Origin of the sequence: Enterobacter sp. CCUG 70166 (assembly GCF_020224095.1) — a bacterium.
GTDB classification, from domain to species: domain Bacteria; phylum Pseudomonadota; class Gammaproteobacteria; order Enterobacterales; family Enterobacteriaceae; genus Enterobacter; species Enterobacter intestinihominis.
Genome location: NZ_NRIQ01000047.1, coordinates 41,890 through 67,326 on the forward strand (window position 1 = coordinate 41,890; position 25,437 = coordinate 67,326).

23 protein-coding genes are annotated in these 25,437 nt (G+C 53.8%); 2 read left to right on the forward strand and 21 right to left on the reverse strand.

Features of this window, described 5'->3' with window-relative positions:
• Positions 1–8: 8 nt before the first annotated feature.
• The 19 genes from pstB to asnC form a co-directional block, all read right to left on the reverse strand.
• On the reverse strand, positions 9–782 hold the full coding sequence (gene pstB / locus CKK19_RS19960) for a phosphate ABC transporter ATP-binding protein PstB (RefSeq protein WP_003861154.1): 774 nt from the start codon (positions 780–782) through the stop codon (positions 9–11).
• Between the two features lie 47 nt (positions 783–829).
• The gene (pstA, locus tag CKK19_RS19965) at positions 830–1,720 is read right to left on the reverse strand and encodes a phosphate ABC transporter permease PstA (RefSeq protein ID WP_022649878.1); all 891 of its coding nucleotides are present in this window, start codon (positions 1,718–1,720) and stop codon (positions 830–832) included.
• On the reverse strand, positions 1,720–2,679 hold the full coding sequence (gene pstC, locus CKK19_RS19970; RefSeq protein WP_022649877.1) for a phosphate ABC transporter permease PstC: 960 nt from the start codon (positions 2,677–2,679) through the stop codon (positions 1,720–1,722). The genes pstA and pstC overlap by 1 nt, the downstream gene beginning before the upstream one ends.
• Before the next feature lie 127 nt (positions 2,680–2,806).
• The gene (gene pstS / locus CKK19_RS19975) at positions 2,807–3,847 is read right to left on the reverse strand and encodes a phosphate ABC transporter substrate-binding protein PstS (RefSeq protein ID WP_022649876.1); all 1,041 of its coding nucleotides are present in this window, start codon (positions 3,845–3,847) and stop codon (positions 2,807–2,809) included.
• Between the two features lie 278 nt (positions 3,848–4,125).
• Complete coding sequence (glmS, locus tag CKK19_RS19980; protein ID WP_225455209.1) at positions 4,126–5,955, reverse strand: glutamine--fructose-6-phosphate transaminase (isomerizing); 1,830 nt, start codon at positions 5,953–5,955, stop codon at positions 4,126–4,128.
• A 240-nt stretch (positions 5,956–6,195) separates the two neighbouring features.
• Positions 6,196–7,566 carry a bifunctional UDP-N-acetylglucosamine diphosphorylase/glucosamine-1-phosphate N-acetyltransferase GlmU gene (gene glmU, locus CKK19_RS19985; protein ID WP_022649874.1) on the reverse strand — a complete coding sequence of 457 codons (1,371 nt, stop codon included), beginning with the start codon at positions 7,564–7,566 and terminating at the stop codon, positions 6,196–6,198.
• 138 nt (positions 7,567–7,704) lie between these two features.
• Positions 7,705–8,124 (reverse strand): F0F1 ATP synthase subunit epsilon, encoded by a 420-nt coding sequence (locus tag CKK19_RS19990; RefSeq protein ID WP_045331217.1) that lies wholly within the window; start codon positions 8,122–8,124, stop codon positions 7,705–7,707.
• Positions 8,125–8,144: 20 nt separating this feature from the next.
• Positions 8,145–9,527, reverse strand: coding sequence for a F0F1 ATP synthase subunit beta (atpD, locus tag CKK19_RS19995; protein ID WP_003862362.1), 1,383 nt, complete (start codon positions 9,525–9,527; stop codon positions 8,145–8,147).
• A gap of 31 nt (positions 9,528–9,558) precedes the next feature.
• Positions 9,559–10,422, reverse strand: coding sequence for a F0F1 ATP synthase subunit gamma (gene atpG, locus CKK19_RS20000; protein WP_003862364.1), 864 nt, complete (start codon positions 10,420–10,422; stop codon positions 9,559–9,561).
• A gap of 51 nt (positions 10,423–10,473) precedes the next feature.
• On the reverse strand, positions 10,474–12,015 hold the full coding sequence (gene atpA / locus CKK19_RS20005; RefSeq protein ID WP_006808751.1) for a F0F1 ATP synthase subunit alpha: 1,542 nt from the start codon (positions 12,013–12,015) through the stop codon (positions 10,474–10,476).
• A 12-nt stretch (positions 12,016–12,027) separates the two neighbouring features.
• On the reverse strand, positions 12,028–12,561 hold the full coding sequence (gene atpH / locus CKK19_RS20010) for a F0F1 ATP synthase subunit delta (RefSeq protein WP_003862369.1): 534 nt from the start codon (positions 12,559–12,561) through the stop codon (positions 12,028–12,030).
• Between the two features lie 14 nt (positions 12,562–12,575).
• Positions 12,576–13,046 carry a F0F1 ATP synthase subunit B gene (atpF, locus tag CKK19_RS20015; protein ID WP_003862370.1) on the reverse strand — a complete coding sequence of 157 codons (471 nt, stop codon included), beginning with the start codon at positions 13,044–13,046 and terminating at the stop codon, positions 12,576–12,578.
• A 48-nt stretch (positions 13,047–13,094) separates the two neighbouring features.
• Positions 13,095–13,334, reverse strand: coding sequence for a F0F1 ATP synthase subunit C (gene atpE, locus CKK19_RS20020; RefSeq protein WP_000429386.1), 240 nt, complete (start codon positions 13,332–13,334; stop codon positions 13,095–13,097).
• Between the two features lie 49 nt (positions 13,335–13,383).
• Positions 13,384–14,199, reverse strand: coding sequence for a F0F1 ATP synthase subunit A (atpB, locus tag CKK19_RS20025; protein WP_022649873.1), 816 nt, complete (start codon positions 14,197–14,199; stop codon positions 13,384–13,386).
• A gap of 8 nt (positions 14,200–14,207) precedes the next feature.
• A complete protein-coding gene (gene atpI / locus CKK19_RS20030) occupies positions 14,208–14,588 on the reverse strand; it encodes a F0F1 ATP synthase subunit I (protein ID WP_003862375.1) in 381 nt (126 codons plus the stop codon).
• 616 nt (positions 14,589–15,204) lie between these two features.
• A complete protein-coding gene (gene rsmG / locus CKK19_RS20035; RefSeq protein ID WP_023305125.1) occupies positions 15,205–15,828 on the reverse strand; it encodes a 16S rRNA (guanine(527)-N(7))-methyltransferase RsmG in 624 nt (207 codons plus the stop codon).
• A gap of 107 nt (positions 15,829–15,935) precedes the next feature.
• Complete coding sequence (mnmG, locus tag CKK19_RS20040; RefSeq protein ID WP_022649871.1) at positions 15,936–17,825, reverse strand: tRNA uridine-5-carboxymethylaminomethyl(34) synthesis enzyme MnmG; 1,890 nt, start codon at positions 17,823–17,825, stop codon at positions 15,936–15,938.
• A 374-nt stretch (positions 17,826–18,199) separates the two neighbouring features.
• Positions 18,200–18,649 carry an FMN-binding protein MioC gene (gene mioC, locus CKK19_RS20045; RefSeq protein WP_032626719.1) on the reverse strand — a complete coding sequence of 150 codons (450 nt, stop codon included), beginning with the start codon at positions 18,647–18,649 and terminating at the stop codon, positions 18,200–18,202.
• Positions 18,650–18,739: 90 nt separating this feature from the next.
• Positions 18,740–19,198: a transcriptional regulator AsnC gene (gene asnC / locus CKK19_RS20050; protein WP_003862383.1), complete on the reverse strand. Its 459-nt coding sequence runs from the start codon at positions 19,196–19,198 to the stop codon at positions 18,740–18,742.
• A gap of 151 nt (positions 19,199–19,349) precedes the next feature.
• Here asnC and asnA point away from each other — a divergent pair, with 151 nt between their 5' ends.
• A complete protein-coding gene (asnA, locus tag CKK19_RS20055; RefSeq protein ID WP_063163372.1) occupies positions 19,350–20,342 on the forward strand; it encodes an aspartate--ammonia ligase in 993 nt (330 codons plus the stop codon).
• Here the strand turns inward: asnA and viaA are convergent, their stop codons facing one another.
• Both viaA and ravA read right to left on the reverse strand, forming a co-directional pair.
• Complete coding sequence (gene viaA, locus CKK19_RS20060; RefSeq protein WP_045620982.1) at positions 20,343–21,794, reverse strand: ATPase RavA stimulator ViaA; 1,452 nt, start codon at positions 21,792–21,794, stop codon at positions 20,343–20,345. It abuts the gene before it with no gap.
• Positions 21,788–23,284, reverse strand: a complete 1,497-nt coding sequence (gene ravA / locus CKK19_RS20065) for an ATPase RavA (RefSeq protein ID WP_022649869.1) — start codon at positions 23,282–23,284, stop codon at positions 21,788–21,790. The genes viaA and ravA overlap by 7 nt, the downstream gene beginning before the upstream one ends.
• 222 nt (positions 23,285–23,506) lie before the next feature.
• Between ravA and kup the strand changes: the two genes are divergently transcribed.
• Entirely contained in the window at positions 23,507–25,375 is a 1,869-nt protein-coding gene (gene kup, locus CKK19_RS20070) for a low affinity potassium transporter Kup (RefSeq protein ID WP_006808744.1), read from the forward strand.
• Positions 25,376–25,437: the final 62 nt, after the last annotated feature.

A 25,437-nucleotide genomic window follows, 5' to 3' on the forward strand; every position in this document is an offset into this window, starting at 1 on the left:
AAGGCAAATCAACCGTAGCGGCCAGTAATATAATCTTCGGTTTGTTTCTTCGCAGGACGGGTGAACAGCGCGTCCGTATCGCTGAACTCAATCAACTCGCCCAGGTACATAAACGCCGTGTGGTCAGAGCAACGGGCTGCCTGCTGCATGTTGTGAGTGACGATCACCACGGTGTAATCCTGCTTCAGCTCGGTGATCAGCTCTTCGATACGCCCGGTTGAGATCGGGTCAAGGGCTGAGCACGGCTCATCCAGCAGCAAGACTTCCGGGCGAATGGCGATACCGCGCGCAATGCACAGACGCTGCTGCTGACCACCGGAGAGAGAGTACCCGCTCTGGTGAAGTTTATCTTTGGTTTCGTTCCATAATGCGGCCTTGGTCAATGCCCACTGCACGCGCTCGTCCATATCCGCACGGGAGAGCTTCTCAAACAGACGCACACCAAAGGCGATGTTGTCATAGATCGACATCGGGAACGGCGTGGGTTTCTGGAACACCATCCCCACTTTCGCACGCAGCAGGGCGATATCCTGGGTATTGGTCAGGATGTTGTCACCGTCCAGCAGAATTTCACCTTCTGCGCGCTGCTCCGGATAGAGCGAATACATTTTGTTAAAGGTGCGCAGCAGCGTGGATTTACCACAGCCAGACGGACCGATAAATGCCGTGACCTGGTTCTTCGCGATATCCAGGTTGATATTCTTCAGGGCATGGAATTTGCCGTAGTAGAAGTTCAAATCACGAACCTGAATCTTACCCGGGGCAGTATCAACCATACTCATTGACTCATTTCCTCATTCGGCGCCGCGATGTGCCGCGCCGTAAAAATTTAACCGTGTTTCTGCTTCGCGAAAATGACGCGCGCCAGAATGTTCAGCAACAGTACGCAAAGGGTGATGATCAGCACCCCGGCCCAGGCCAGCTGCTGCCATTCCGCGAATGGGCTCATCGCAAATTTAAAGATCGTCACCGGCAGGTTGGCGATCGGCTGCATCATGTCCGTACTCCAGAACTGGTTGGAGAGGGCGGTAAACAGCAGCGGTGCGGTTTCACCAGCGATACGGGCGATAGCCAGCAGGATACCGGTCATGATCCCCGAGACGGACGCTTTCAGGGTGATCGCCGAAATCATTTTCCATTTCGGTGTGCCCAGCGCGTAAGCCGCTTCACGCAGGCTGTCCGGCACCAGTTTCAGCATGTTTTCAGTGGTACGAATAACGATAGGCACCTGCAACAGCGCCAGCGCAATCACACCCGCCCAGCCGGAGAAGTGTTCCATTTGCGCCACCACGATGGTGTAAACAAACAGACCTACCACAATCGACGGGGCAGAAAGCAGAATGTCGTTAATAAAGCGGATGACTTCAGCGATCCAGGACTTGCGGCCATACTCCGCCAGATAGATACCCGCCATGATGCCCAACGGCGTACCGAAAACGGTCGCCCACAGGATCAGCAGGCCGCTGCCCGCCAGGGCGTTTGCCAGACCACCACCCGCCGTGTTTGGCGGCGGCGTCATCTCGGTGAACAGCGCCAGGGACATTCCATCAATACCACGGGTGATGGTGGACATCAGGATCCAGATCAGCCAGAACAGGCCGAACGCCATCGTGGCCATGGAAAGCGTCAGCGCAATGCGGTTTTTAATCCGGCGCTTTGACTGCATTTTGCGACGAGATTCCGCAAGCTGAGCGGTGTTTTGCATGTCGAGAGTCGCCATTAGCGTGCCCCCTCGTTTTTAGCCAGACGCATAATCATCAGCTTGGAGATAGCCAGCACAATAAAGGTAATAACAAACAGGATCAGACCCAGTTCCATCAGCGCTGCGACGTGCAGCCCGGATTCCGCTTCGGCAAATTCGTTCGCCAGCGCAGAGGTAATACTGTTCCCCGGCATGTAGAGCGACACGCTGTCGAGCTGGTAGGTGTTGCCGATGATAAAGGTCACCGCCATGGTTTCACCCAGCGCGCGGCCTAAGCCCAGCATGATGCCGCCGATCACCCCATTTTTGGTGAACGGAAGGACGATGCGCCAGATAACCTCCCAGGTGGTGCAGCCGATGCCGTAGGCCGACTCTTTCATCATCACCGGGGTTTGTTCGAAGACATCGCGCATGACCGCCGCAATGTACGGAATAATCATGATGGCGAGGATCACGCCAGCCGCCAGAATACCGATACCGAATGCCGGGCCAGAGAACAGGGCCCCCACAAACGGAACGGCGGAGAGAACATTACCCACCGGCTCCTGGAAGTACGTCGCAAACAGCGGAGCAAAGATAAACAGGCCCCACATGCCGTAAACGATACTTGGGATGGCCGCCAGCAGTTCAATGGCGATACCCAGCGGACGTCGCAGCCAGCCCGGCGCCAGCTCCGTCAGAAACAGGGCAATACCGAAGCTTACCGGCACTGCAATCAGCAGAGCGATAAAAGAGGTCACCAGCGTGCCGTAAATCGGCACCAGCGCACCGTAAATATCGTTCGGCGCATCCCACTCTTTGGTCCACAGGAAGGCGAAACCAAATTTTTGAATGCTCGGCCAGGAGGAGAAAATGAGGGACACGATAATGCCGCCCAGCAGCAATAGCACAATCAGCGCAGCCAGTTTCACCAGCGCGCTGAAAATCATGTCACCTTTTTTACCCGGAGGGTTAAATGCAGGCTTGGTTGCAGCCATAAATTACTCTTCTTTATGAGACGTCTTACGAATATGCCCGGTGGCGCTGGCGCTTACCGGGCCTACAGGATGAACCGTAGGGCGGGATCGCTGCGCGCCACCCGCCATCTTCGTCAAAAATATCCTGTTAGTACAGCGCTTTACCGCTGCTGTCTTTCACGTTGGTTTTCCATGCAGCACGGATCTGCTCAACCACGCTGTCTGGCAGGCTGGCGTAATCCAGGTCATTCGCCTGTTTGCCGCCGTTTTTGTATGCCCAGTCGAAGAACTTCAGCACTTCAGCACCCTGCTCAGGCTTCTTCTGCTCTTTGTGGACCAGAATGAAGGTGGTAGACGTGATAGGCCATGCATCGTCGCCTTTCTGGTTGGTCAGGTCCTGAGCGAAGGATTTGCTCCAGTCAGCGCCTTTTGCGGCGTTAGCGAAGTTCTCTTCGGTCGGGCTAACCGGTTTGCCGTCAGCAGAAACCAGTTTGGTGTAAGCCAGGTTGTTCTGTTTCGCGTAAGCGTACTCTACGTAGCCGATAGAGCCAGGCAGACGCTGTACGAAGGCAGCGATACCGTCGTTGCCTTTACCGCCCAGACCGGTTGGCCAGTTAACGGTAGAGCCGGAACCGACTTTAGATTTCCACTCTTCGTTCACTTTCGCCAGGTAGCTGGTGAACACGAAAGAGGTACCAGAGCCGTCAGCACGACGAACCACCGCGATATTCTGCGAAGGCAGCTTAACGCCCGGGTTCAGTTTGGTGATGGCTTCGTCATCCCATTTTTTGATTTTGCCCAGGTAGATATCACCCAGGGTTTTGCCGTCCAGCACCAGCTCGCCTGATTTCAGGCCAGGGATGTTAACAGCCAGCACAACGCCGCCGATCACGGTCGGGAACTGGAACAGGCCTTCCTGATTCAGTTTCTCATCAGACAGCGGAGCGTCGGATGCGCCGAAATCAACGGTATTCGCGGTAATTTGTTTTACGCCACCGGAGGAGCCGATACCCTGATAGTTAACCTTGTTGCCGGTTTCTTTCTGGTAGGTATCCGCCCATTTGGCATACACCGGCGCAGGGAAGGTTGCACCAGCGCCAGTCAGGCTTGCTGCTGCGAAAGCAGAGAAAGCGCTCAGAGATAAGGTCGCGGCGACAACAGTTGCGACAGTGGTACGCATAACTTTCATAATGTCTCCTGCAAGGATTTCGTAAATCATTGTTTAAGTGGCTACGATGAGCAAAATAGGACAAACAGGTGACAGATAAATGTACGAAATATGACAGTTTTATGACAAAGAAAATTTCACTTAAAATTAAGCAAAAATACATAAATAAATCATAAACTTAATGATTATTATGACAGCTTGTTTTCAGTAATATTTTCTTTATGTGACACTGATAAAATAGCTGAAAATGACGGATTGTCATAAAAAAAGGCTCCACCGGATGGCGGAGCCTGGAAGGATTATTCTACGGTAACGGACTTCGCCAGATTTCGCGGCTGGTCAACGTCGGTGCCTTTGATCAGCGCGACGTGGTAAGCCAGCAGTTGCAGCGGTACGGTGTAGAAGATCGGCGCAATCACCTCTTCCACATGCGGCATCTCGATGATGTGCATGTTGTCGCTGCTGGCAAAACCGGCATCTTTATCCGCAAAGACGTACAGTACACCACCACGGGCGCGCACCTCTTCGATGTTAGATTTCAGTTTTTCCAGCAGTTCGTTGTTCGGTGCCACCACGATAACCGGCATATCCGCGTCGATCAGCGCCAGCGGACCGTGTTTCAGCTCGCCCGCCGCGTAGGCTTCCGCGTGGATGTAGGAGATCTCTTTCAGCTTCAGCGCGCCTTCCAGCGCGATAGGGTACTGATCGCCACGACCCAGGAACAGAGCGTGGTGCTTATCAGAGAAATCTTCAGCCAGCGCCTCAATGCGCTTGTCCTGAGACAGCATCTGCTCGATACGGCTCGGCAGCGCCTGGAGACCGTGAACGATGTCATGCTCAACGGAAGCATCTTCGCCTTTCAGACGCGCCAGCTTCGCCACCAGCATCAGCAGAACGGTCAGCTGAGTGGTAAACGCTTTGGTGGAAGCGACGCCGATTTCGGTGCCCGCTTTAGTCATCAGCGCCAGATCGGATTCACGCACCAGCGAGGAGCCCGGTACGTTACAGATGGCCAGCGAACCCAAGTAACCCAACTCTTTAGACAGACGCAGCGCCGCCAGGGTATCGGCCGTTTCGCCAGACTGGGAAAGAGTGATCATCAGGCTGTTACGGCGCACAGCGGATTTACGATAGCGGAACTCAGATGCGATTTCGACGTCGCACGGCACGCCCGCCAGGGATTCAAACCAGTAGCGAGAGACCATACCGGAGTTGTAAGAGGTACCGCAGGCCACGATCTGAATGTGCTCGACTTTGCTCAGCATTTCGTTGGCATTGGCGCCCAGCTCGCTCAGATCCACTTCACCATGGCTGATGCGCCCGGTCAGGGTGTTTTTAATGGCGTTTGGCTGTTCGTAGATCTCTTTCTGCATGTAGTGACGATAAGCACCTTTGTCGCCCGCGTCGTATTGCAGGTTTGATTCGATTTCCTGGCGCTTAACCTGCTCGCCTTTCGTGTCGAATACGGTCACGCTGCGACGTGTCACCTCGGCAATGTCGCCCTCTTCCAGAAAGATAAAGCGACGGGTAACCGGCAGCAGCGCCAGCTGGTCGGAAGCGATAAAGTTTTCACCCATGCCCAGACCAATCACCATCGGGCTACCGGAACGCGCGGCCAGCAGCGTGGACGGGTCACGGGAATCCATGATCACCGTACCGTAAGCACCACGCAGCTGAGGGATAGCGCGCAGCACCGCATCATGCAGTGTACCGCCCTGTGCCAGCTCCCAGTGCACCAGGTGAGCAATCACTTCGGTGTCGGTTTCAGAGACGAAGGTATAGCCGCGCGCTTTCAGTTCTTCACGCAGCGGTTCGTGGTTTTCGATAATGCCGTTATGCACCACCACAATGTGTTCAGACACATGCGGGTGTGCGTTGCCTTCAGATGGCTCACCGTGAGTCGCCCAGCGGGTATGCGCAATACCGGTGCCACCGTGCAGCGGATGTTCCTCCGCCGCCTGGGCCAGCATCTGCACTTTACCGAGACGACGCAGACGGGTCATATGACCTTCTGCATCGACGACAGCCAGACCGGCTGAGTCATAACCACGGTATTCCAGACGACGTAAACCTTCGAGAAGGATTTCAGCAATATCACGCTGCGCAACTGCGCCAACAATTCCACACATAGTTAGATTTCCTGATTATGGCGTTATGCCATGCGTTGTCGCTGACCTGTATTTGCCCTTTCCGGGCACCCCGAGCCTTGTAGAGAGTGGGGTTATTTTTATGGGTACTGCTGGTGGGGGGAGGATTATGTTATCCCCTCACCCCGGCCCTCTCCCCAAAGGGGAGAGGATGAAAACCGCACCATTCAGTTCCCCTCTCCCCTATGGGGAGAGGGTCAGGGTGAGGGGTGTATATTGTCGTTACTTTTTCTTCACCGGGCGTTTCCAGCCCTGCTTACTGACCTGCGGAACGCGGCTTAACACCAGCTCGTTCTCGGCCACATCGCGCGTAACGGTTGTCCCGGCGGCAATGGTCACGCCTTTGCCCACGGTAACAGGCGCCACCAGCTGGGTATCGGAACCTACAAACACATCATCACCGATGATGGTTTTAAACTTATTGGCACCGTCATAGTTACAGGTAATCGTCCCTGCACCGATGTTCACGTTGTCGCCAATTTCCGCATCGCCCAGATAGGTCAGATGACCGGCTTTCGAGCCTTTACCGAGACGTGCTTTTTTCATTTCCACGAAGTTACCTACATGAGCGCCTTCCAGCAGCTCAGCGCCCGGGCGCAGACGCGCAAACGGGCCGATGGTACAGGCGGGATCCAGACGCGCATCTTCTACCACGCTGTACGGGCTGATTTCGCAGTCGTCACCGATCACGCTGTTTTTAATCACACAGCCGGTGCCGATTTTGACGCGGTTGCCCAGCGTGACGTTACCTTCCAGGATAACGTTAGTATCTATTTCAACGTCGCGCCCGTGGGTCAGCGTGCCACGCAGATCGAAACGCGCCGGATCGCGCAGCATAACGCCCGCCAGCAACAGTTTTTCTGCCTGCTCGGACTGGTAAATACGCTCCAGGCGTGACAGCTGTAGACGGTTGTTTACCCCGTCCGTTTCGCTGATACGCGCCGGATGAACGGCAGCAATCTCACGCCCTTCCTGGTACGCCATCGCAATGATGTCGGTGATGTAGTATTCACCCTGCGCGTTGTTATTATTGAGTTTGGACAGCCAGCGCTTCATATCCGCACCGTTCGCAATCAGGATGCCGGTGTTGATCTCCTGAATCTGACGCTGTTCGTCAGTGGCATCTTTATGCTCAACAATCCCGGTTACCTTGCCGTTTTCACGCGTAATGCGGCCATAGCCGGTTGGATCGTCCAGCACGACGGTTAATAACCCAATGCCACCCTGCGGTTTGGCTTCACGCAGGCGAGTGAGGGTTTCAACGGAGATCAGCGGTACGTCGCCGTAGAGCATCAGGATGTCTTCATCATCAGCGAAGAAGGGTGCAGCCTGCTGCATTGCATGACCCGTACCCAGCTGTTCTGCCTGAAGCACCCAGTTGAGATTGTCGTCACGCAACGTTTTTTTCAGCAGATCGCCGCCATGTCCATAAACCAGATGCACCTGGCTGGCGCCTAATTCATTAGCTGCATCAATAACATGCTGCACCATTGGCTTTCCTGCCAGTGTGTGGAGCACTTTAGGCAGATCGGAATACATGCGGGTACCTTTGCCTGCGGCAAGGATCACCACGCTCATCGCACTGTTTAACATACGCATCCTGACGGTAGTTTGTGTGAGAAGTAAAAACGTTTGATGCTTAAAATTCTACATCTTTTTCATCATGAATTAAGGCCGAAAAAAAAAGCCAGCCTGGGATCCAGACTGGCTTTTGTGCTTTTCAAGCCGGTGTTACATCGCTTTTTTGGTCAACTCGATAACGCGCAGTTTCGCGATCGCTTTGGCCAGCTCCGCAGACGCCTGAGCGTAATCCACGTCACCATGAGAGCTGCTAATGTGCTCTTCAGCCTTACGCTTCGATTCCAGGGTTCGCGCTTCGTCGAGATCCTGGCCACGAATAGCGGTATCGGCCAGAACGGTCACACTGCCTGGCTGCACTTCAAGAATGCCGCCGGACAGATAGATAAACTCTTCATGACCGAACTGTTTAACGATGCGGATCATACCAGGCTTAATGGCGGTGAGCAGCGGTGCGTGACCCGGGAAAATACCCAGTTCACCTTCACTACCCGTTACCTGGATTTTCTCGACCAGACCAGAGAACATTTGTTGCTCTGCGCTGACGACGTCCAGGTGGTAAGTCATTGCCATATCACCCTCCGATTAAGGCGTTAAAGTTTTTTGGCTTTTTCCACGGCTTCTTCGATGGAACCAACCATGTAGAACGCCTGCTCTGGCAGGTGATCGTATTCGCCTTCCATGATGCCTTTAAAGCCACGGATGGTGTCTTTCAGGGAAACGTATTTACCTGGAGAACCGGTGAATACTTCCGCAACGAAGAACGGCTGGGACAGGAAGCGCTGGATCTTACGTGCACGTGCTACCACCAGTTTGTCTTCTTCAGACAGTTCATCCATACCCAGGATGGCGATGATGTCTTTCAGTTCCTGGTAACGTTGCAGCAGGGACTGTACGCCACGCGCGGTGTCGTAGTGTTCCTGGCCAACAACCAGTGGATCCAGCTGACGGCTGGTAGAGTCCAGCGGGTCAACGGCCGGGTAGATACCCAGAGACGCGATCTGACGGCTCAGTACCACGGTTGCATCTAAGTGAGCAAAGGTGGTGGCTGGAGATGGGTCAGTCAAGTCATCCGCAGGTACGTATACCGCCTGAACGGAGGTGATAGAACCAGTTTTGGTAGAGGTGATACGTTCCTGAAGAACACCCATCTCTTCCGCAAGCGTAGGCTGATAACCTACCGCTGAAGGCATACGACCCAGCAGTGCAGATACTTCAGTACCGGCCAGGGTGTAACGGTAGATGTTATCAACGAACAGCAGAACGTCACGGCCTTCGTCACGGAACTTCTCAGCCATCGTCAGGCCAGTCAGCGCAACGCGCAGACGGTTTCCTGGTGGCTCGTTCATCTGGCCGTAAACCAGGGATACTTTATCCAGAACGTTGGAGTCGGTCATTTCGTGGTAGAAGTCGTTACCCTCACGAGTACGTTCACCAACACCCGCAAACACGGAGTAACCGGAGTGCTCGATCGCGATGTTACGGATCAGCTCCATCATGTTTACGGTTTTACCTACACCCGCACCACCAAACAGACCAACTTTACCGCCCTTCGCGAACGGGCACATCAGGTCGATAACTTTGATGCCGGTTTCCAGCAGTTCCTGAGAGCTGGACAGCTCTTCGTAGGAAGGTGCCGCGCGGTGGATAGCCCAACGCTCTTCTTCACCGATGTCGCCTTTCATGTCGATTGGTTGACCCAATACGTTCATGATACGACCCAGTGTTGCTTTACCTACCGGGACTTCGATCGGGTGCTCAAGGTCTTTCACTTCCAGACCACGACGCAGACCGTCGGAAGAACCCATGGCGATGGTACGCACGATACCGCCGCCGAGCTGCTGCTGAACTTCCAGCACCAGGCTCTCGTTACCATTTTGTACCTCAAGCGCGTCGTACACGCGTGGTACGGCGTCCTGAGGGAACTCGACGTCCACCACGGCGCCGATTACCTGGACAATCTTTCCAGTAGCCATCTTGAATCCTCTACGTAATTCGTAAACCTGGTTAAACCGCGGCGGCCCCCGAGACGATCTCGGTGAGTTCCTGAGTAATGCTGGCCTGACGAGCTTTGTTGTAAACCAACTGCAGCTCTTTAATCAGGCTGCCGCCATTATCGGTCGCGGCTTTCATCGCCACCATTCGTGCGGCCTGCTCGCTGGCCAGGTTTTCTACAACGCCCTGATAAACCTGAGATTCAACGTAACGACGCAGCAGGGTATCCAGCAGCGGTTTCGGATCGGGTTCATACAGGTAATCCCAGGCTTTCTGTTTCAGCTCGTCATCTTCTGATGCCGGTAACGGCAGCATCTGAGTGAGCGTAGGCACCTGAGACATGGTGTTAATAAATTTGTTGCTGACAACGTACAGTCTGTCCAGACGGCCTTCATCGTAGGCCTGCAACATCACTTTAACCGGGCCGATCAGTTCGGACAGGGACGGGTTATCACCCATACCGGTCACCTGAGCGACAATGTTGCCACCAACGGAGTTAAAGAAAGAGACGCCTTTAGAGCCAATCAGTGCCAGATCGCACTGAACGCCTTTATCGGACCAGCCTTTCATATCCGCCAGCAGTTTTTTGAACAGGTTAATGTTCAAGCCGCCACACAGACCACGGTCAGTCGACACCACCAGGTAGCCCACGCGCTTAACGTCGCGTTCTTCCAGGTAAGGGTGCTTATATTCCAGATTACCGTTTGCAAGGTGACCAATCACTTTGCGCATGGTCTCTGCATAAGGACGGCTGGCCGCCATGCGATCCTGCGATTTACGCATTTTGGAAGCGGCGACCATCTCCATCGCTTTAGTGATCTTTTGCGTGTTCTGGACGCTTGCGATCTTACTACGTATCTCTTTTGCGCCGGCCATGAGCTTCTCCTCAATGCCAGACGGCTTGTCCTGAGACAAGCCGCCGGACGATTACCAGGATTGGGTTGCTTTGAAGGAATCGAGGATAGCTTTCAGCTTGCCTTCGATTTCGTCGTTATAGCCACCGGTCTGGTTGATCTCTTGCATCAGCGGAGCGTGATCACGGTCGACGTAAGCCAGCAGAGCGGCTTCGAAGCTACCGATTTTCGCCAGTTCCACATCTTCGAGGTAACCGCGTTCAGCCGCGAACAGTACCAGGCCCTGCTGAGCAACAGACATTGGCGCGTACTGTTTCTGCTTCAGCAACTCGGTCACTTTCTGACCGTGGCTCAGCTGTTTACGGGTTGCTTCGTCCAGATCGGATGCGAACTGAGAGAACGCAGCCAGTTCACGATACTGTGCCAGCGCGGTACGGATACCACCGGATAGTTTCTTGATGATCTTGGTCTGAGCAGCACCACCCACACGGGATACGGAGATACCCGGGTTAACCGCCGGACGAATACCGGAGTTAAACAGGTTGGTTTCCAGGAAGATCTGACCATCGGTAATGGAGATTACGTTGGTCGGAACGAACGCAGAAACGTCACCCGCCTGGGTTTCAATGATCGGCAGAGCGGTCAGAGAACCTGTTTTACCCTTCACTTCACCTTTGGTGAAGTTCTCGACGTATTCCGCATTAACGCGGGAAGCACGCTCCAGCAGACGAGAGTGGAGGTAGAATACGTCGCCCGGGAATGCTTCACGTCCTGGTGGACGACGGAGCAGCAGGGAAACCTGACGATAAGCAACAGCCTGTTTAGACAGGTCATCGTATACGATCAGCGCATCTTCACCGCGGTCACGGAAGTATTCGCCCATTGCGCAACCAGCGTATGGTGCCAGGTATTGCAGTGCAGCAGATTCAGACGCAGTTGCTACCACAACGATGGTGTTAGACAGTGCGCCGTGCTCTTCCAGTTTACGAACCACGTTGGAAATGGTGGACGCTTTCTGGCCGATAGCCACGTACACACATTTGATGCCGGAATCACGCTGGTTGATGATGGCGTCGATTGCCATCGCGGTTTTACCGGTCTGACGGTCACCGATGATCAGTTCACGCTGACCACGACCGATTGGGATCATGGCATCAACGGACTTATAACCCGTCTGCACTGGCTGATCAACGGACTGACGGTCGATAACGCCTGGTGCGATAACTTCGATTGGAGAGAAGCCATCGTGCTCAACCGGACCTTTACCGTCGATTGGCGCACCCAGGGTGTTAACAACGCGACCCAGCAGGCCACGGCCAACCGGCACTTCCAGAATACGGCCAGTACACTTAACCTTCATGCCTTCGGCAAGGTCAGCGTATGGACCCATCACGACGGCACCTACGGAGTCGCGCTCCAGGTTCAGTGCGATAGCGTAACGGTTACCCGGCAGGGAAATCATCTCACCCTGCATACAATCGGCCAGGCCGTGGATGCGGATAACACCGTCACTTACAGAAACAATAGTACCTTCGTTGTGAGCTTCACTCACAACACTGAACTGAGCAATGCGCTGCTTGATCAGTTCGCTGATTTCGGTGGAATTCAGTTGCATGCTCCAGTCCCCTTAAGACTGCAAGACGTCTGCAAGGCGCTCAAGACGGCCGCGTACGCTGCCATCAATGACCATATCACCCGAACGGATGATTACGCCTGCCATTACAGACTTATCGATTTTGCAATTCAGCTTAACTTTGCGTGACAGACGTTTTTCCATCGCGGCGGTGATTTTCGCAAGCTGTTCATCACTCAGTTCAGTCGCGGAAGTTACTTCAACTTCAGCGGTAGCTTCACTAAGGGCACGTAAGTGCTCAAACTGCTCGAGAACATCCGGGAGCACACGGAGACGACCATTTTCCGCCATCACCTTAATCAGGTTCTGGCCGTTGGCATCCAGTTGCTCTCCGCACACGGCGATAAACGACGCGGCGAGGGTTTCAGGCGCTAACGCACCAGAAAGCAACTCGGCCATTTGTTCGTTTTTCGTCACCTCAGCGGCAAACGCCAGCATATTCTGCCAGCGATCGACATTTTGGTGTTCGACAGCAAAGTCAAAAGCTGCTTTGGCGTAGGGGCGAGCTACCGTAACAAATTCAGACATCAGCCCCTCCCTCCTTACAGTTCAGCGACAAGTTTGTCCACGATGTCGCTGTTAGCAGCTTCATCCACGGAACGTTCGATGATCTTCTCGGCGCCAGCAACAGCCAGAATCGCAACCTGCTTACGCAGTTCTTCACGAGCACGTTTACGCTCAGCTTCAATTTCAGCCTGAGCCTGTGTCACGATCTTAGTACGTTCCTGTTCTGCTTCAGCTTTGGCTTCGTCCAGGATCTGAGAACGGCGTTTGTTAGCCTGTTCAATGATTACCTGAGCTTCAGCTTTCGCTTTTTTCAGCTGGTCTGTCGCGTTGGCCTGTGCAAGGTCCAAATCTTTCTTAGCGCGTTCTGCGGAAGCCAGACCGTCAGCAATTTCTTTCTGACGTTTTTCGATGGCAGCCATTAAAGGCGGCCATACATACTTCATGCAGAACCAGACAAAGAGAATAAACGCGATGGCCTGGCCGAGGATTGTTGCGTTCATGTTCACAGCACAATACCTCTTAAATTTCTGTGGCTTGGGGTTTTAAAACAACTACTACGCGACAGCAAACATCACGTACAGACCCAGACCTACAGCGATCATTGGGATTGCATCCACCAGACCCATAACGATAAAGAACTGAGTACGCAGCAGAGGAATCAGATCAGGTTGACGCGCTGCGCCTTCCAGGAATTTGCCCCCGAGGATGCCGATACCGATCGCAGCACCGATAGCCGCCAGACCCATCATCACAGCGGCAGCCATGTACAGCAGATCCATATTCAGGTTTTCCATGACAGTCTCCAGTTTGTTTCAATTAAAACGTAGTAGTGTTGGTAAAAAATCAGTGCTCTTCAGACGCCATCGACAGATAGACGATCGTCAGAACCATGAAGATAAAGGCTTGCAGCGTAATGATCAGGATGTGGAAAATGGCCCATGGCACATTCAGAATCCACTGTGACCACCACGGCAGAAGACCCGCGATCAGAATGAAAATCAGCTCACCCGCATACATGTTGCCGAACAGTCGCAGACCCAGTGAAACAGGTTTGGACAGCAGGCTAACGCCTTCCAGGATCAGGTTGACCGGAATAAACGCCCAGTGGTTGAACGGCTGCAAGGTAAGCTCTTTCACAAAGCCGCTTACGCCTTTCATTTTGATGCTGTAGAAAAGAATCAGGATAAATACGCCCAGCGCCATCGACAGGGTGATGTTCACGTCGGCAGACGGAACCACGCGCAGGGCAGGCAGACCGAAGACATGTTCGCCGATCCACGGCAGGAAATCGATAGGCAGAAGGTCCATCAGGTTCATCAGGAAGACCCAAACGAACACGGTCAGGGCCAGCGGAGCAATCAGCTTGCTCTTACCATGGTACATGTCTTTGACGCTGCCATGGACGAAGCCGATGATCATCTCGATGAACGTCTGGAATTTCCCTGGAACACCGCTGGTCGCTCGTTTAGCAACACCGCGGAACATGGCCAGGAACAGAAGACCCAAAACCACCGAGAAGAACATGGAGTCGATGTTGATCGTCCAGAAGGTGGCCGGGGGGTTATGTGGATCCACCAGCGAGAATGTACGCAGGTCCAGCTGAAGGTTATTCAGATGGTGACCTATGTAATCCTGCGGCGTCATATTTTCTGAAGCCATGATGCCTTTTACCCTTTGTTATTGATTACAGCTGGAGCCAGAACTTGTACCACCAGCACCAAAACCCACGTTGCTATCAGCGGCATGAATACCACTTTCAAAACCGCCAGCGCCATCACCAGTAGAGCAAAGGTCAGCAACACCTTACACACTTCGCCGAGAGCGAAGGACCAGGCCACGCGGCCTTTGGCGGGTGTATGCGCCTGATGACGCCAGGCAAAAATCATAAACAACACGTTTGGCAGAACCACCGCCAAACCTCCGCACGCGGCGGAGATGCCCCAGAAGGGGTCTTTGAGGCTAAACAGCAGTCCACTTGCTATCACAGCCAGAAACTGAATGAACAGAAGCTTACGAGCAACGTTTCTACTCAAGAGCGACACAGACATCACGTTTTTACTCCTGCTCCCTTCGAGGTATGCCGCGTGTCGTATAAAACGTCCTTTAAGGCTCAGAGTCAAGCATCAAAAAGCGGTCAAATTATACGGTGCGTACCCGTGATTTCAAACATTAAGTAGCGAAAAGGTGAATAAATGTTTAAATATTTTTCCCCAGTCCTATTTTTCAACTTTTGAACTCAGTGCCAACCTTCAGGCAAAACTGCAAACAGCGCGGAAACGTTGGTGATAAAGCGTGCACGAGATCACAAAATACACATTTGCGATAAAGTGGTATTTATCAAAGACGTAAAACGATTTATTTCATCCGATTGAAATTAAAGCAAAAAAATCGCAACTATTTTTAAAACAGAGCCGTATACAACAAAAACCTTTTATTGACATTCTTAATAAATATTTAACATTTCATTCTTGTTGCCTTTACCCACTTTTAGCAGGCTGATATTTTCATGGTTGACTATCTTCAGGGTGAACGAATCACTTCAGGTTAACCATAAGAAAATCCATGGTGACAACAAGGTTAAATTAACTACGGCCAAATCAGACTGGATGTGCTGCTTTTTAACACCATCAGAACAGCACAAATTCCACATTTTTTATTAATTTTTTAAAATGTGTTTGGCTTAATTATCACCAGATGACGCTCACCTTCGAGCTGAGGGATCTGGAGTTTTTCAATGGATTCCACTGCAAAACCGTCCGGAAGCTGCTCTATTTCGTCCCCCGGAAGTTGTCCTTTCAGCGCATAAAAACGGCCCTTATTCGCCGGCAGGTGTTTGCACCAGCTCACCATGTCATTGAGTGAGGCAAATGCGCGGCTGATAACGCCGTCAAACGGTGGCTCTGCCGGGAACTCCTCTACCCTGCTCTGCACGGGCGTGATGTTTTCCAGCTTCAGCTCATGCTGAACCTGTCGTAAAAAGCGTACGCGCTTGCCCAGACTGTCCAGCAGCGTGAAATGACTCTCCGGTCGAACAATAGACAACGGAACGCCCGGCAAGCCCGGACCGGTGCCCACGTCGATAAAACGTTCACCGGTAAGATACGGCGCCACAACGATGCTATCGAGAATATGGCGAATCAGCATCTCGTTGGGATCGCGTACGGAGGTGAGGTTGTACGCTTTATTCCATTTGTTCAGCATATCGACATAGGCCACCAGCTGATTTTTCTGGTGATCGGTGAGCGAAATACCTGCCTGTTCCAGCAGACGAGAGAGTTTATTGAGCACGGTGGATACCTGTTGAGAGATTTTTCGCCCGGTGGCGCTGCCGCTTACCGGGCCTACGATTAAGTAGGGCGGGTAAGCGAAGCGCCACCCGCCAAAAACAATGTTAATTACGCGCTGCGGCGCAGCATACCCTGCTTTTTCAGCCACACCAGCAGAATCGAAATCGCGGCAGGTGTGACACCGGAGATACGTGAGGCCTGGCCAATCGACACAGGTTTGTGATCGTTCAGCTTAGCGATCACTTCGTTGGAAAGCCCCGTCACCTGACGATAGTCCAGCATTTCCGGCAGCAGCGTATTTTCGTTGCGCTGCTGTTTTTCGATCTCATCCTGCTGACGCGCGATGTAACCTTCGTATTTCACCTGAATCTCGACCTGTTCAGCCGCTTCAGCGTCTTCAAGGCCCGGTGCGAACGCGGTCAGTTTGACCAGATTCTCGTAGGTGACTTCAGGACGGCGCAACAGATCTTCACCACTGGCTTCGCGCGAAAGCGGCGCAGTTAAGTGAGCGTTCACTTCAGCAGCAGTTTCCGCCTGCGGATTCACCCAAGTGGTTTTCAGGCGCTGACGTTCCTGTTCGATACGCTCCAGCTTCTCGTTGAAGCGCGCCCAGCGTTCGTCATCCACCAGACCCAATTCGCGGCCCACCTCGGTCAGACGCAGATCGGCATTGTCTTCGCGCAGCATCAGGCGATATTCCGCACGAGAAGTAAACATGCGGTACGGTTCTTTTGTCCCCAGCGTGCAGAGATCGTCGACCAGAACGCCCAGGTAAGCCTGAGAACGCGCCGGTGCCCAGCCCTCTTTCTCGGCAGAGAAGCGAGCGGCGTTCAGACCGGCCAGCAGCCCTTGTGCGGCAGCTTCTTCGTACCCGGTAGTGCCGTTAATCTGGCCTGCGAAGAACAGACCCTGGATGAATTTGCTTTCCAGCGTCGGCTTCAGGTCACGCGGATCGAAGAAATCGTACTCAATAGCGTAGCCAGGACGAACGATCTTCGCGTTTTCCATCCCCTGCATTGAACGCACAATCTGCATCTGCACGTCGAATGGCAGGCTGGTGGAGATGCCGTTCGGGTAAATTTCGTTCGAGGTCAGCCCTTCAGGTTCGAGGAAGATCTGATGCTGGTTACGATCGGCAAAGCGCATCACTTTATCTTCGATCGACGGGCAATAACGTGGGCCGATCCCTTCGATCACGCCGGCGTACATTGGGCTGCGATCGAGGTTGCTGCGGATCACGTCATGGGTTTTTTCATTGGTGTGCGTGATGTAGCACGGCACCTGCTGCGGATGTTGCGCCGCATTGCCCATGAACGAGAACACCGGCATCGGGTTATCACCGTGCTGCTGTGCCAGTACGCTGAAATCAATGGTACGCGCATCAATTCGCGGCGGCGTACCGGTTTTCAGGCGGCTTACGCGCAGCGGCAGCTCACGCAGACGACGAGACAGCGGAATCGACGGCGGATCGCCCGCACGGCCACCGCTGTAGTTGTCCAGACCAATATGGATTTTACCGTCCAGGAATGTCCCGACCGTCAGCACCACCGCTTTTGCGCGGAACTTGAGACCCATCTGGGTCACGGCGCCAACAACACGATCGTTTTCCACGATAAGATCTTCTACAGCCTGCTGGAAGATCATCAGGTTCGGTTGGTTTTCCAGCGCGGTGCGCACAGCCTGACGGTAAAGCACGCGGTCTGCCTGTGCACGGGTGGCGCGAACAGCCGGACCTTTACTCGCGTTTAGTATCCTAAACTGGATACCCGCATGATCGATCGCTTTCGCCATCAGGCCGCCAAGTGCATCCACTTCTTTTACCAGGTGTCCTTTCCCAATGCCGCCAATCGCCGGATTACAGGACATTTGTCCCAGCGTGTCGATATTGTGTGTCAAAAGCAGGGTCTGCTGACCCATTCGCGCTGCGGCCATTGCGGCCTCAGTGCCTGCGTGACCCCCGCCAATGATGATGACGTCAAAAGGATCCTGATAAAACATGGTGGTCTGCCTCGCGTAAAGCGGTATGAAAATGGATTGAAGCCCGGGCCGTGGATTCTACTCAACTTTAGTCTTTCGAGAAAGCATTGGGATCCTGGGCTATTAAAAAGAAGATCTTTTTATTTAGAGATCTGTTCTATTGTGATCTCTTATTAGGATCGCAGACCTTTGTGGATAAGTCCGATCCCATAAATAAGATCATGCAGTTAGGAAGGATCGTTTGCTGTGAATGATCGGTGATCCTGGACCGTATAAGCTGGGATCAGATCGCCACTTTATGCACAGGTCAAAAACTAAACTAACGTTGTTCTTTGGATAACTACGGGTTAATACGAGCTTTTAACTAGAGTTATCCACATCTGATCGCACGATCTTTAATCGTTTTTGAGTAAATTTTTCCATTCCGCGAGCCAGATCTCGGCTGGATCTTCGGGAATATCATGATCGAGGATGTTGATCTTCAGCGTTTCACCCAGCTGTTTTGCTCCGCAGGCGGTCACCGCAGCTTCTACTTTCTCTATGGCGCCACAGAAAGTGTCATATTCACGGCTACCGATCCCTACAGCGCCAAACCGGACGTTTGCCAGATCGGGCTGTTGTTCCAGCAGTTCGTCATATAAAGGTTGCAGGTTATCCGGCAGATCGCCCGCGCCGTGCGTGGAGGTGATCAGCAGCCAGACCCCGTCTGTCGGGAGATCTTCCAGCAGCGGTCCGTGCAGCGTTTGTGTAGAAAAGCCCGCGTCTTCCAGCTTCTCAGCCAGATGTTCCGCTACATATTCCGCACCGCCCAGGGTGCTGCCGCTGATAAGAGTAATGTCCGCCATTGATCGCTCGCTCAAATAAAGAGGCGGCCATTGTACGCTGTGAACGAGCTGGGATCTACCTGTGGAAAATGTGGGAATGAAATTGCCCGATCACGGGCGGATAGTACGCATGATCGGGTTTTGCAGGGAGATCAGGGTTTCGGTGGACTGAATTTCATCGATTGTTTGGATCTTGTTGATAAGTACCTGCTGGAGGGCGTCGATGGATCGGCACATGACCTTTATAAAGATGCTGTAGTGCCCGGTGGTGTAGTACGCCTCAGTGACTTCATCCAGCGCGTTCAGTTTCTCCAGCGCGGAGGGGTAATCTTTGGCGCTTTTCAGAATAATGCCAATGAAGCAGCAGACGTCGTAGCCGAGTTGCTTCGGGCTGACATCAATGCGTGCGCCGGTGATGATCCCGGCCTGCTTCATTTTCTCTACGCGAACGTGAATGGTCCCCGGGCTGACGCCAAATTGTTTCGCCAGTTCGGCATACGCGGTGCGTGCGTTGGCCATGAGCGCTTCCAGAATGCCGCGGTCCAGATTGTCGATCTGATAATTTTCCATAGGTTTTTCTTATGAAGATTAATGATTCCTTCTATTCTAGCGTCTTATTTTAACGAATCAAAAGTGAAGGTGGCTTTTTGTTGATGGGTTATTGAATTAAGAGTCTGTTCTGTTGCTTAATCAGTATCAACAGGACGCAGGAGTATAAATAATGAAAACCGCTTACATCGCAAAACAACGCCAGATCAGTTTCGTTAAATCCCATTTTTCTCGCCAGCTGGAAGAGAAGCTTGGCCTTATTGAAGTGCAGGCGCCGATTCTGAGCCGCGTGGGTGACGGGACGCAGGATAACTTGTCTGGTTGCGAAAAAGCGGTACAGGTAAAAGTGAAAACACTGCCAGACGCCCAGTTCGAAGTGGTTCATTCCCTGGCGAAGTGGAAGCGTCAAACCCTGGGACAACACGACTTCAGCGCGGGCGAAGGGCTTTACACGCATATGAAAGCCCTTCGCCCCGATGAAGACCGCCTCTCCCCCATTCACTCTGTCTACGTTGACCAGTGGGACTGGGAGCGCGTAATGGGTGACGGCGAGCGTCACGTCGGTACGCTGAAATCTACCGTTGAGGCGATCTACGCCGGGATCAAAGCGACCGAAGCGGCCGTGAGCAAAGAGTTTGGTCTGGCACCGTTCCTGCCGGAAACGATCCACTTTGTTCACAGTCAGGAGTTGCTGAGCCGTTTCCCGGATCTGGATGCTAAAGGCCGTGAACGCGCGATCGCCAAAGAGCTGGGCGCGGTATTCCTGATCGGCATTGGCGGGAAATTGTCTGATGGTAAACGTCACGACGTCCGTGCGCCGGATTACGATGACTGGAGCACCGTGGGCGAGAGCGAATATGCCGGTCTGAACGGCGATATTCTGGTCTGGAACCCGGTTCTGGAAGATGCGTTTGAACTCTCTTCGATGGGGATCCGCGTGGATGCTGAAGCACTGAAGCGTCAGCTGGCCGTGACCGGTGATGAAGATCGTCTGCAACTGGAGTGGCACCAGGCGCTGCTGCGCGGTGAAATGCCGCAGACCATCGGCGGTGGTATTGGCCAGTCTCGTCTGACCATGCTGCTGTTGCAACTGTCCCATATCGGTCAGGTACAGTGTGGGGTCTGGCCGCAGCAGGTACGTGAGAACGTCGGTTCTCTTCTTTAATTAACGTCGCCAGCGTCTGAGCAGGCGGCTACGCAACCCGGTATCAAAGCGCCAGATGTGATCGAAGATGCGCATGATGCCGGGTTTTCCATGTGCAGACATCGCCACGGCATGGAAGCGGTGCTGATGCACGCGCTGCATCTCCTTCACTTTATTCACGACGTCGTCCGGCAGCCGCTGGGCAATAAAATCGGAAATCACCACCGCATCCGCGTCGTACCAGTCTCCGCCCTGCATGCGCTCAATGATGCTGCGAAAACAGCTGGCCAGATCGGTGCCGCCGCGAAAGCGCTGGCTTAAAAAGCGGATCGCCTGCTCCAGCCCCTGTGGGCTGGTCAGTTCATACCCCACCACTTCGCTGGAAAATAACATGATGTAGCAGCGACGACGATCGGCGAGCGCCACGCGCATCAGAGCCAGGCAGAACGCTTTTGCACACTGCTCATTAAATCCCCCCATCGATCCGGACGTATCTACGCAAACAATGAATGGACCGCGCGGTTGCTCATCAAAGTCCTGATGCACCACCGGGCGCTGGCTGATTTTTTCGCGCCAGGCTTCGCCATGCAATCGATAGGTAAGAAGCTGTTTTTCCACCAGACGGCGATAAAACTCATACTCCAGTTCGGTCATTCCCAGCGTGCTGAGTTCCGTAGGCAACAGCCGCAGGATGTCATCGCTTTGCTGTAAGCCGTCCACCTGCTCCGGTACAGTGGACGGCTCGCGTACCAGCGTACGAAAGGTTTCCATCGGCGCATCTTTCTTAGGAACTGACCTGGCCTCCCGGGAACGACCAAGCTGTTCTGCAAGCTTCATCAGCTCCGGCTGTTGTGCCAGAAAGTCGCCGTACTTCACGATCAACTGATAATCGCCACGTTTTAACTGACCGGCACTCATATCCCAGAGTCGACCGGCGGCGTTTTCATTCTCCACCAGCACCTGTTCTAGCTGGCCGCTTAACGTCATCCGCTCCTGAACTTCGCTTAACAGCTGTTCGCGCTCTTCGTCCAGCAACTGCTGGTTGAGAGAGGTGGCCTGAACGACAAGACTGAGCCGCCAGCGCTGTAAAAACAGCGTATGCAGGGCGGGAGTAAAGCTGGGGTTGTCCGTGACCAGCGCTCTGGCCTGGCTGGCAAACGGAGAGTGAACGTTATCTAGCAGCGTCAGGGTTTGCTGTATCTGGGCAATAAACTGCGGCGTTGAAAGCCGCTGGCACTGCTGGTAACCAGCCACTTCCTCTGTCAGTTCCGGCGGGACTTCCGTCTCCTTAAACCGCTGGCGCAGGTTATCGCGCCAGCGGGGAAGATCGTCCGTCATTGCCTTTCTGAGCTTCGGGAATTTTTCAAAGAAGGCCGCCAGCTGCGGTGAAGCGAGCAGGGTAATGACGACCTCTTCGATCAACCCTTCCTCGCTAACCGCCAGCATGACGTTAAGCGTGTCCAGCGTTAGCATTGACGCGCCTGTTTAATCTGCGCGCTGACATCCTGCAAGCTGGCTTCAATGCGACCTAACCAGTCGCTATGGATAAAGAGGCATTTCTGCTGCTCGCTGAAGCGCGTGTGCTGCTGATGCCATTCGTTATCCAGCGCTTCGAGCTGCTGTTTGATCTCCTCCGGAAGACTGTCAGAGGCCGTGCCCGGCAGCGCCAGGCGCGATCCCTGAAGGCTGACGTCGCGGATCACAAGGTGCTGGCTGCTGTCGACTTCCATCGACAGCGGCTGTGCAAAGCCGATACCGTTGAGTTTACCGCGGATCTCGCCGCCCTTATCCAGCCACTGAACCAGCGCAACGCGTTCGATCGTCACGTGCACCACCTGCATATCATGAAGCTTCAGCGGCTGCTGAAGAAGAAGCGTGAGCGAGGCGTCAGTCAGCTCGGCTGGCAGTTCATAGTGCGGTTTACGGGCAAACATCCCGCCAAGACGGTTCACCTTCAGCGCGGTTTTGTCACTTTGCTGCTGCTGAAGCTGAAGACGACGTTGGGCAATCGCCCCCAGTTGATTAAGCATGGATTGCTGACCCCACGCGTGCCCGGTCATCAAAACGTCCAGCTGCTGCTGCATCAGATTCATCCCTTCTGCGTCGTGCCACAGACAGTCTTTCAGCAGGATTAGATCGATGGGGGCGACAGCATCGCGGCCGCTGAACAGGGCGCTTGCCTGAAGCAGACGAATGGCTTTTTTCCAGCGACGGTCGGAGACGTACGGCGCGGAGGGCAATAAATCAAGCTGCTGGCGCAGCATGAAGATCAGCTCAAAGACGGCATCGGGCAGCTTAATTTTGCCTATCTCTTCCTGCCACTGGTCATACTCTTCGTCCGTGACCTGTAATGATGGTGCCACCGGATTTTCGTTTTCGTCCTGCTGGCTTACCAACATTGAGCGGAAGTTCGATTTGTCCTGGACTTTATCCAGCCACAGGCGGATCAGCATGCGGTCATACAGTGCTTCCAGGCTGCTGTCGGCTTCGGGAAGTTCGTTAGACGCGGCCACCAGCAACCGCATGGGGATCTTCTCTTCGCTCGCGCCGTTGCGGAAGCGGCGTTCGTTGATTGCCGTCAGCAGGGTATTCAGAATGGCCGGGCCGGCTTTCCAGATCTCATCAAGAAAGACGATTTCCGCTTCCGGGAGATAGCCCGCCGTCAGACGTTCATAGCGTCCCTCATCTTTTAACGCCTGAATGGAGAGCGGGCCGAAAACTTCTTCCGGCGTGGAGAAACGCGTCATCAAATACTCGAATGCACGAGCGTTCTGGAAAGCGAATTTGAGGCGGCGTGCGATCAGACTTTTGGCAATGCCCGGCGGACCCAGCAGAAACACGCTTTCCCCGCTCAGCGCCGCCAGTAAACAGAGGCGAATGGCGTGGCTACGCTCGTAAAGGCCTTTCTCCAGCGCACTGCTGAGGCGGGAAATTCTTTCTGCTAATAAATGTGAGTGAGCCATAATAGTTTTGCATCCTTTCGCCGTCGTGGCGGCTAATTGAAGCGAGTATAGACGTTTCGGTCTGGCCTGGTAATAGGCTGAAGTGCGGCGCTATTTTCTTTGCGCTACATTAATGCGGCTGCATTTAGGGGTACGATTTTGCATTGAATCGTGCATACTGTGCGCTTTTTGTGGGCCAAGGGACTAAGCACACATTTGTTATTCAAACGAAAAGACTAGTCTATGAGCACTGATAATAAGCAATCATTACCCGCAGTAACGCTTGCAGCGATCGGGGTTGTCTACGGTGATATCGGCACCAGCCCGCTTTATACGCTTCGTGAATGTTTGTCCGGTCAGTTTGGTTTTGGTGTAGAGCGTGACGCCGTATTTGGTTTCCTCTCGCTCATCTTCTGGCTGCTGATCCTGGTGGTCTCCCTTAAGTATCTCTCTTTCGTTATGCGGGCTGATAACGCGGGCGAGGGCGGTATTCTGACCCTGATGTCCCTTGCTGGGCGCAATACATCTGCAAGAATGACCTCCGTGCTGGTCATCATTGGCCTGATTGGCGGCAGCTTCTTCTATGGGGAAGTCGTGATTACGCCAGCGATTTCGGTGATGTCGGCCATAGAGGGGCTGGAGATTGTCGCGCCACAGCTTGATACGTGGGTGGTGCCACTCGCTATTATCGTGCTGACGTTGCTGTTTGCTATACAAAAACACGGTACCGGGCTGGTGGGTAAGCTGTTCGCGCCTATTATGCTGGCCTGGTTCCTGATCCTGGCGGCGCTGGGCTTACGCAGTATTATCGCCAATCCGGATGTCCTGCATGCGCTGAACCCAATGTGGGCGGTGCATTTCTTCCTGGAATATAAAGTGGTGTCGTTTGTGGCGCTGGGCGCGGTAGTGCTTTCCATTACCGGTGTTGAAGCGCTGTATGCAGATATGGGCCACTTCGGGAAACTCCCAATTCGCGTCGCCTGGTTTAGCGTTGTTCTGCCTTCACTGGTGCTGAATTACTTCGGCCAGGGCGCGCTGCTGCTTGCCCATCCTGAAGCGATTAAAAACCCGTTCTTCCTGCTGGCGCCGGACTGGGCGCTGGTTCCGATGCTGATCCTGGCGACGCTGGCGACGGTCATTGCCTCTCAGGCTGTTATTTCCGGCGTATTCTCCCTGACGCGTCAGGCCGTGCGTTTGGGTTATCTCTCCCCAATGCGCATTATCCATACCTCTGAGATGGAGTCAGGCCAGATCTACATTCCGTTCGTCAACTGGCTGCTCTATTTCGCGGTGGTGATTGTTATCGTCAGCTTCGAGCACTCCAGTAACCTGGCGGCGGCGTACGGTATCGCGGTAACCGGAACGATGGTGTTGACCTCTATTCTCTCCACCACCGTGGCGTACCGTAACTGGCACTGGAATAAGTTCCTCGTGGGGCTGATCCTGGTTGGCTTCCTCTGCATCGACGTACCGCTGTTCTCTGCGAACCTCGATAAGATTGTCTCCGGTGGCTGGCTGCCGCTGACGCTGGGTCTAGTGATGTTCATCGTGATGACGACGTGGAAGAGCGAACGTTTCCGCCTGCTGCGTCGTATGCATGAGCACGGTAATTCTCTGGAGGCGATGATCGCCTCGCTGGAGAAATCCCCGCCGGTGCGTGTGCCGGGTACGGCGGTGTATATGTCTCGTGCGCTGAACGTGATCCCGTTTGCGCTGATGCATAACCTTAAGCACAACAAAGTGCTGCACGAGCGCGTGATCCTGCTGACGCTGCGTACTGAAGATGCGCCGTATGTTCACAATGTGCGACGCGTACAGATTGAGCAGCTGTCGCCAACCTTCTGGCGCGTGGTGGCAAGCTACGGCTGGCGCGAAACGCCGAATGTGGAAGAGGTATTCCACCGCTGCGGTCTGGAAGGGTTGAGCTGCCGCATGATGGAGACATCGTTCTTTATGTCCCACGAGTCGCTGATCATCGGCAAGCGCCCATGGTATCTGCGTCTGCGCGGTAAGCTGTATCTCATCCTGCAACGTAACGCCCTGCGTGCGCCTGACCAGTTTGAGATCCCGCCCAATCGCGTGATTGAGCTGGGGACGCAGGTCGAGATTTAATTCTCAGTGCGGCCTGATGCCCTCACCCTGCCCCTCTCCCACAGGGCTGAGGGATCCCCAGT

What these genes read in the sequence shown, in the direction of transcription:
- ravA (WP_022649869.1), bottom strand. Translation starts at nt 23,284, where the DNA reads ATGGCTCACTCACATTTATTAGCAGAAAGAATTTCCCGCCTCAGCAGT.
- CKK19_RS19990 (WP_045331217.1), bottom strand. Translation starts at nt 8,124, where the DNA reads ATGGCAATGACTTACCACCTGGACGTCGTCAGCGCAGAGCAACAAATG.
- mioC (WP_032626719.1), bottom strand. Translation starts at nt 18,649, where the DNA reads ATGGCGGACATTACTCTTATCAGCGGCAGCACCCTGGGCGGTGCGGAA.
- atpH (WP_003862369.1), bottom strand. Translation starts at nt 12,561, where the DNA reads ATGTCTGAATTTGTTACGGTAGCTCGCCCCTACGCCAAAGCAGCTTTT.
- glmU (WP_022649874.1), bottom strand. Translation starts at nt 7,566, where the DNA reads ATGTTAAACAGTGCGATGAGCGTGGTGATCCTTGCCGCAGGCAAAGGT.
- viaA (WP_045620982.1), bottom strand. Translation starts at nt 21,794, where the DNA reads ATGCTAACGCTGGACACGCTTAACGTCATGCTGGCGGTTAGCGAGGAA.
- mnmG (WP_022649871.1), bottom strand. Translation starts at nt 17,825, where the DNA reads ATGTTTTATCAGGATCCTTTTGACGTCATCATCATTGGCGGGGGTCAC.
- asnA (WP_063163372.1), top strand. Translation starts at nt 19,350, where the DNA reads ATGAAAACCGCTTACATCGCAAAACAACGCCAGATCAGTTTCGTTAAA.
- pstS (WP_022649876.1), bottom strand. Translation starts at nt 3,847, where the DNA reads ATGAAAGTTATGCGTACCACTGTCGCAACTGTTGTCGCCGCGACCTTA.
- pstA (WP_022649878.1), bottom strand. Translation starts at nt 1,720, where the DNA reads ATGGCGACTCTCGACATGCAAAACACCGCTCAGCTTGCGGAATCTCGT.
- atpI (WP_003862375.1), bottom strand. Translation starts at nt 14,588, where the DNA reads ATGTCTGTGTCGCTCTTGAGTAGAAACGTTGCTCGTAAGCTTCTGTTC.
- atpG (WP_003862364.1), bottom strand. Translation starts at nt 10,422, where the DNA reads ATGGCCGGCGCAAAAGAGATACGTAGTAAGATCGCAAGCGTCCAGAAC.
- atpE (WP_000429386.1), bottom strand. Translation starts at nt 13,334, where the DNA reads ATGGAAAACCTGAATATGGATCTGCTGTACATGGCTGCCGCTGTGATG.
- pstC (WP_022649877.1), bottom strand. Translation starts at nt 2,679, where the DNA reads ATGGCTGCAACCAAGCCTGCATTTAACCCTCCGGGTAAAAAAGGTGAC.
- kup (WP_006808744.1), top strand. Translation starts at nt 23,507, where the DNA reads ATGAGCACTGATAATAAGCAATCATTACCCGCAGTAACGCTTGCAGCG.
- atpD (WP_003862362.1), bottom strand. Translation starts at nt 9,527, where the DNA reads ATGGCTACTGGAAAGATTGTCCAGGTAATCGGCGCCGTGGTGGACGTC.
- atpA (WP_006808751.1), bottom strand. Translation starts at nt 12,015, where the DNA reads ATGCAACTGAATTCCACCGAAATCAGCGAACTGATCAAGCAGCGCATT.
- pstB (WP_003861154.1), bottom strand. Translation starts at nt 782, where the DNA reads ATGAGTATGGTTGATACTGCCCCGGGTAAGATTCAGGTTCGTGATTTG.
- atpB (WP_022649873.1), bottom strand. Translation starts at nt 14,199, where the DNA reads ATGGCTTCAGAAAATATGACGCCGCAGGATTACATAGGTCACCATCTG.
- glmS (WP_225455209.1), bottom strand. Translation starts at nt 5,955, where the DNA reads ATGTGTGGAATTGTTGGCGCAGTTGCGCAGCGTGATATTGCTGAAATC.
- asnC (WP_003862383.1), bottom strand. Translation starts at nt 19,198, where the DNA reads ATGGAAAATTATCAGATCGACAATCTGGACCGCGGCATTCTGGAAGCG.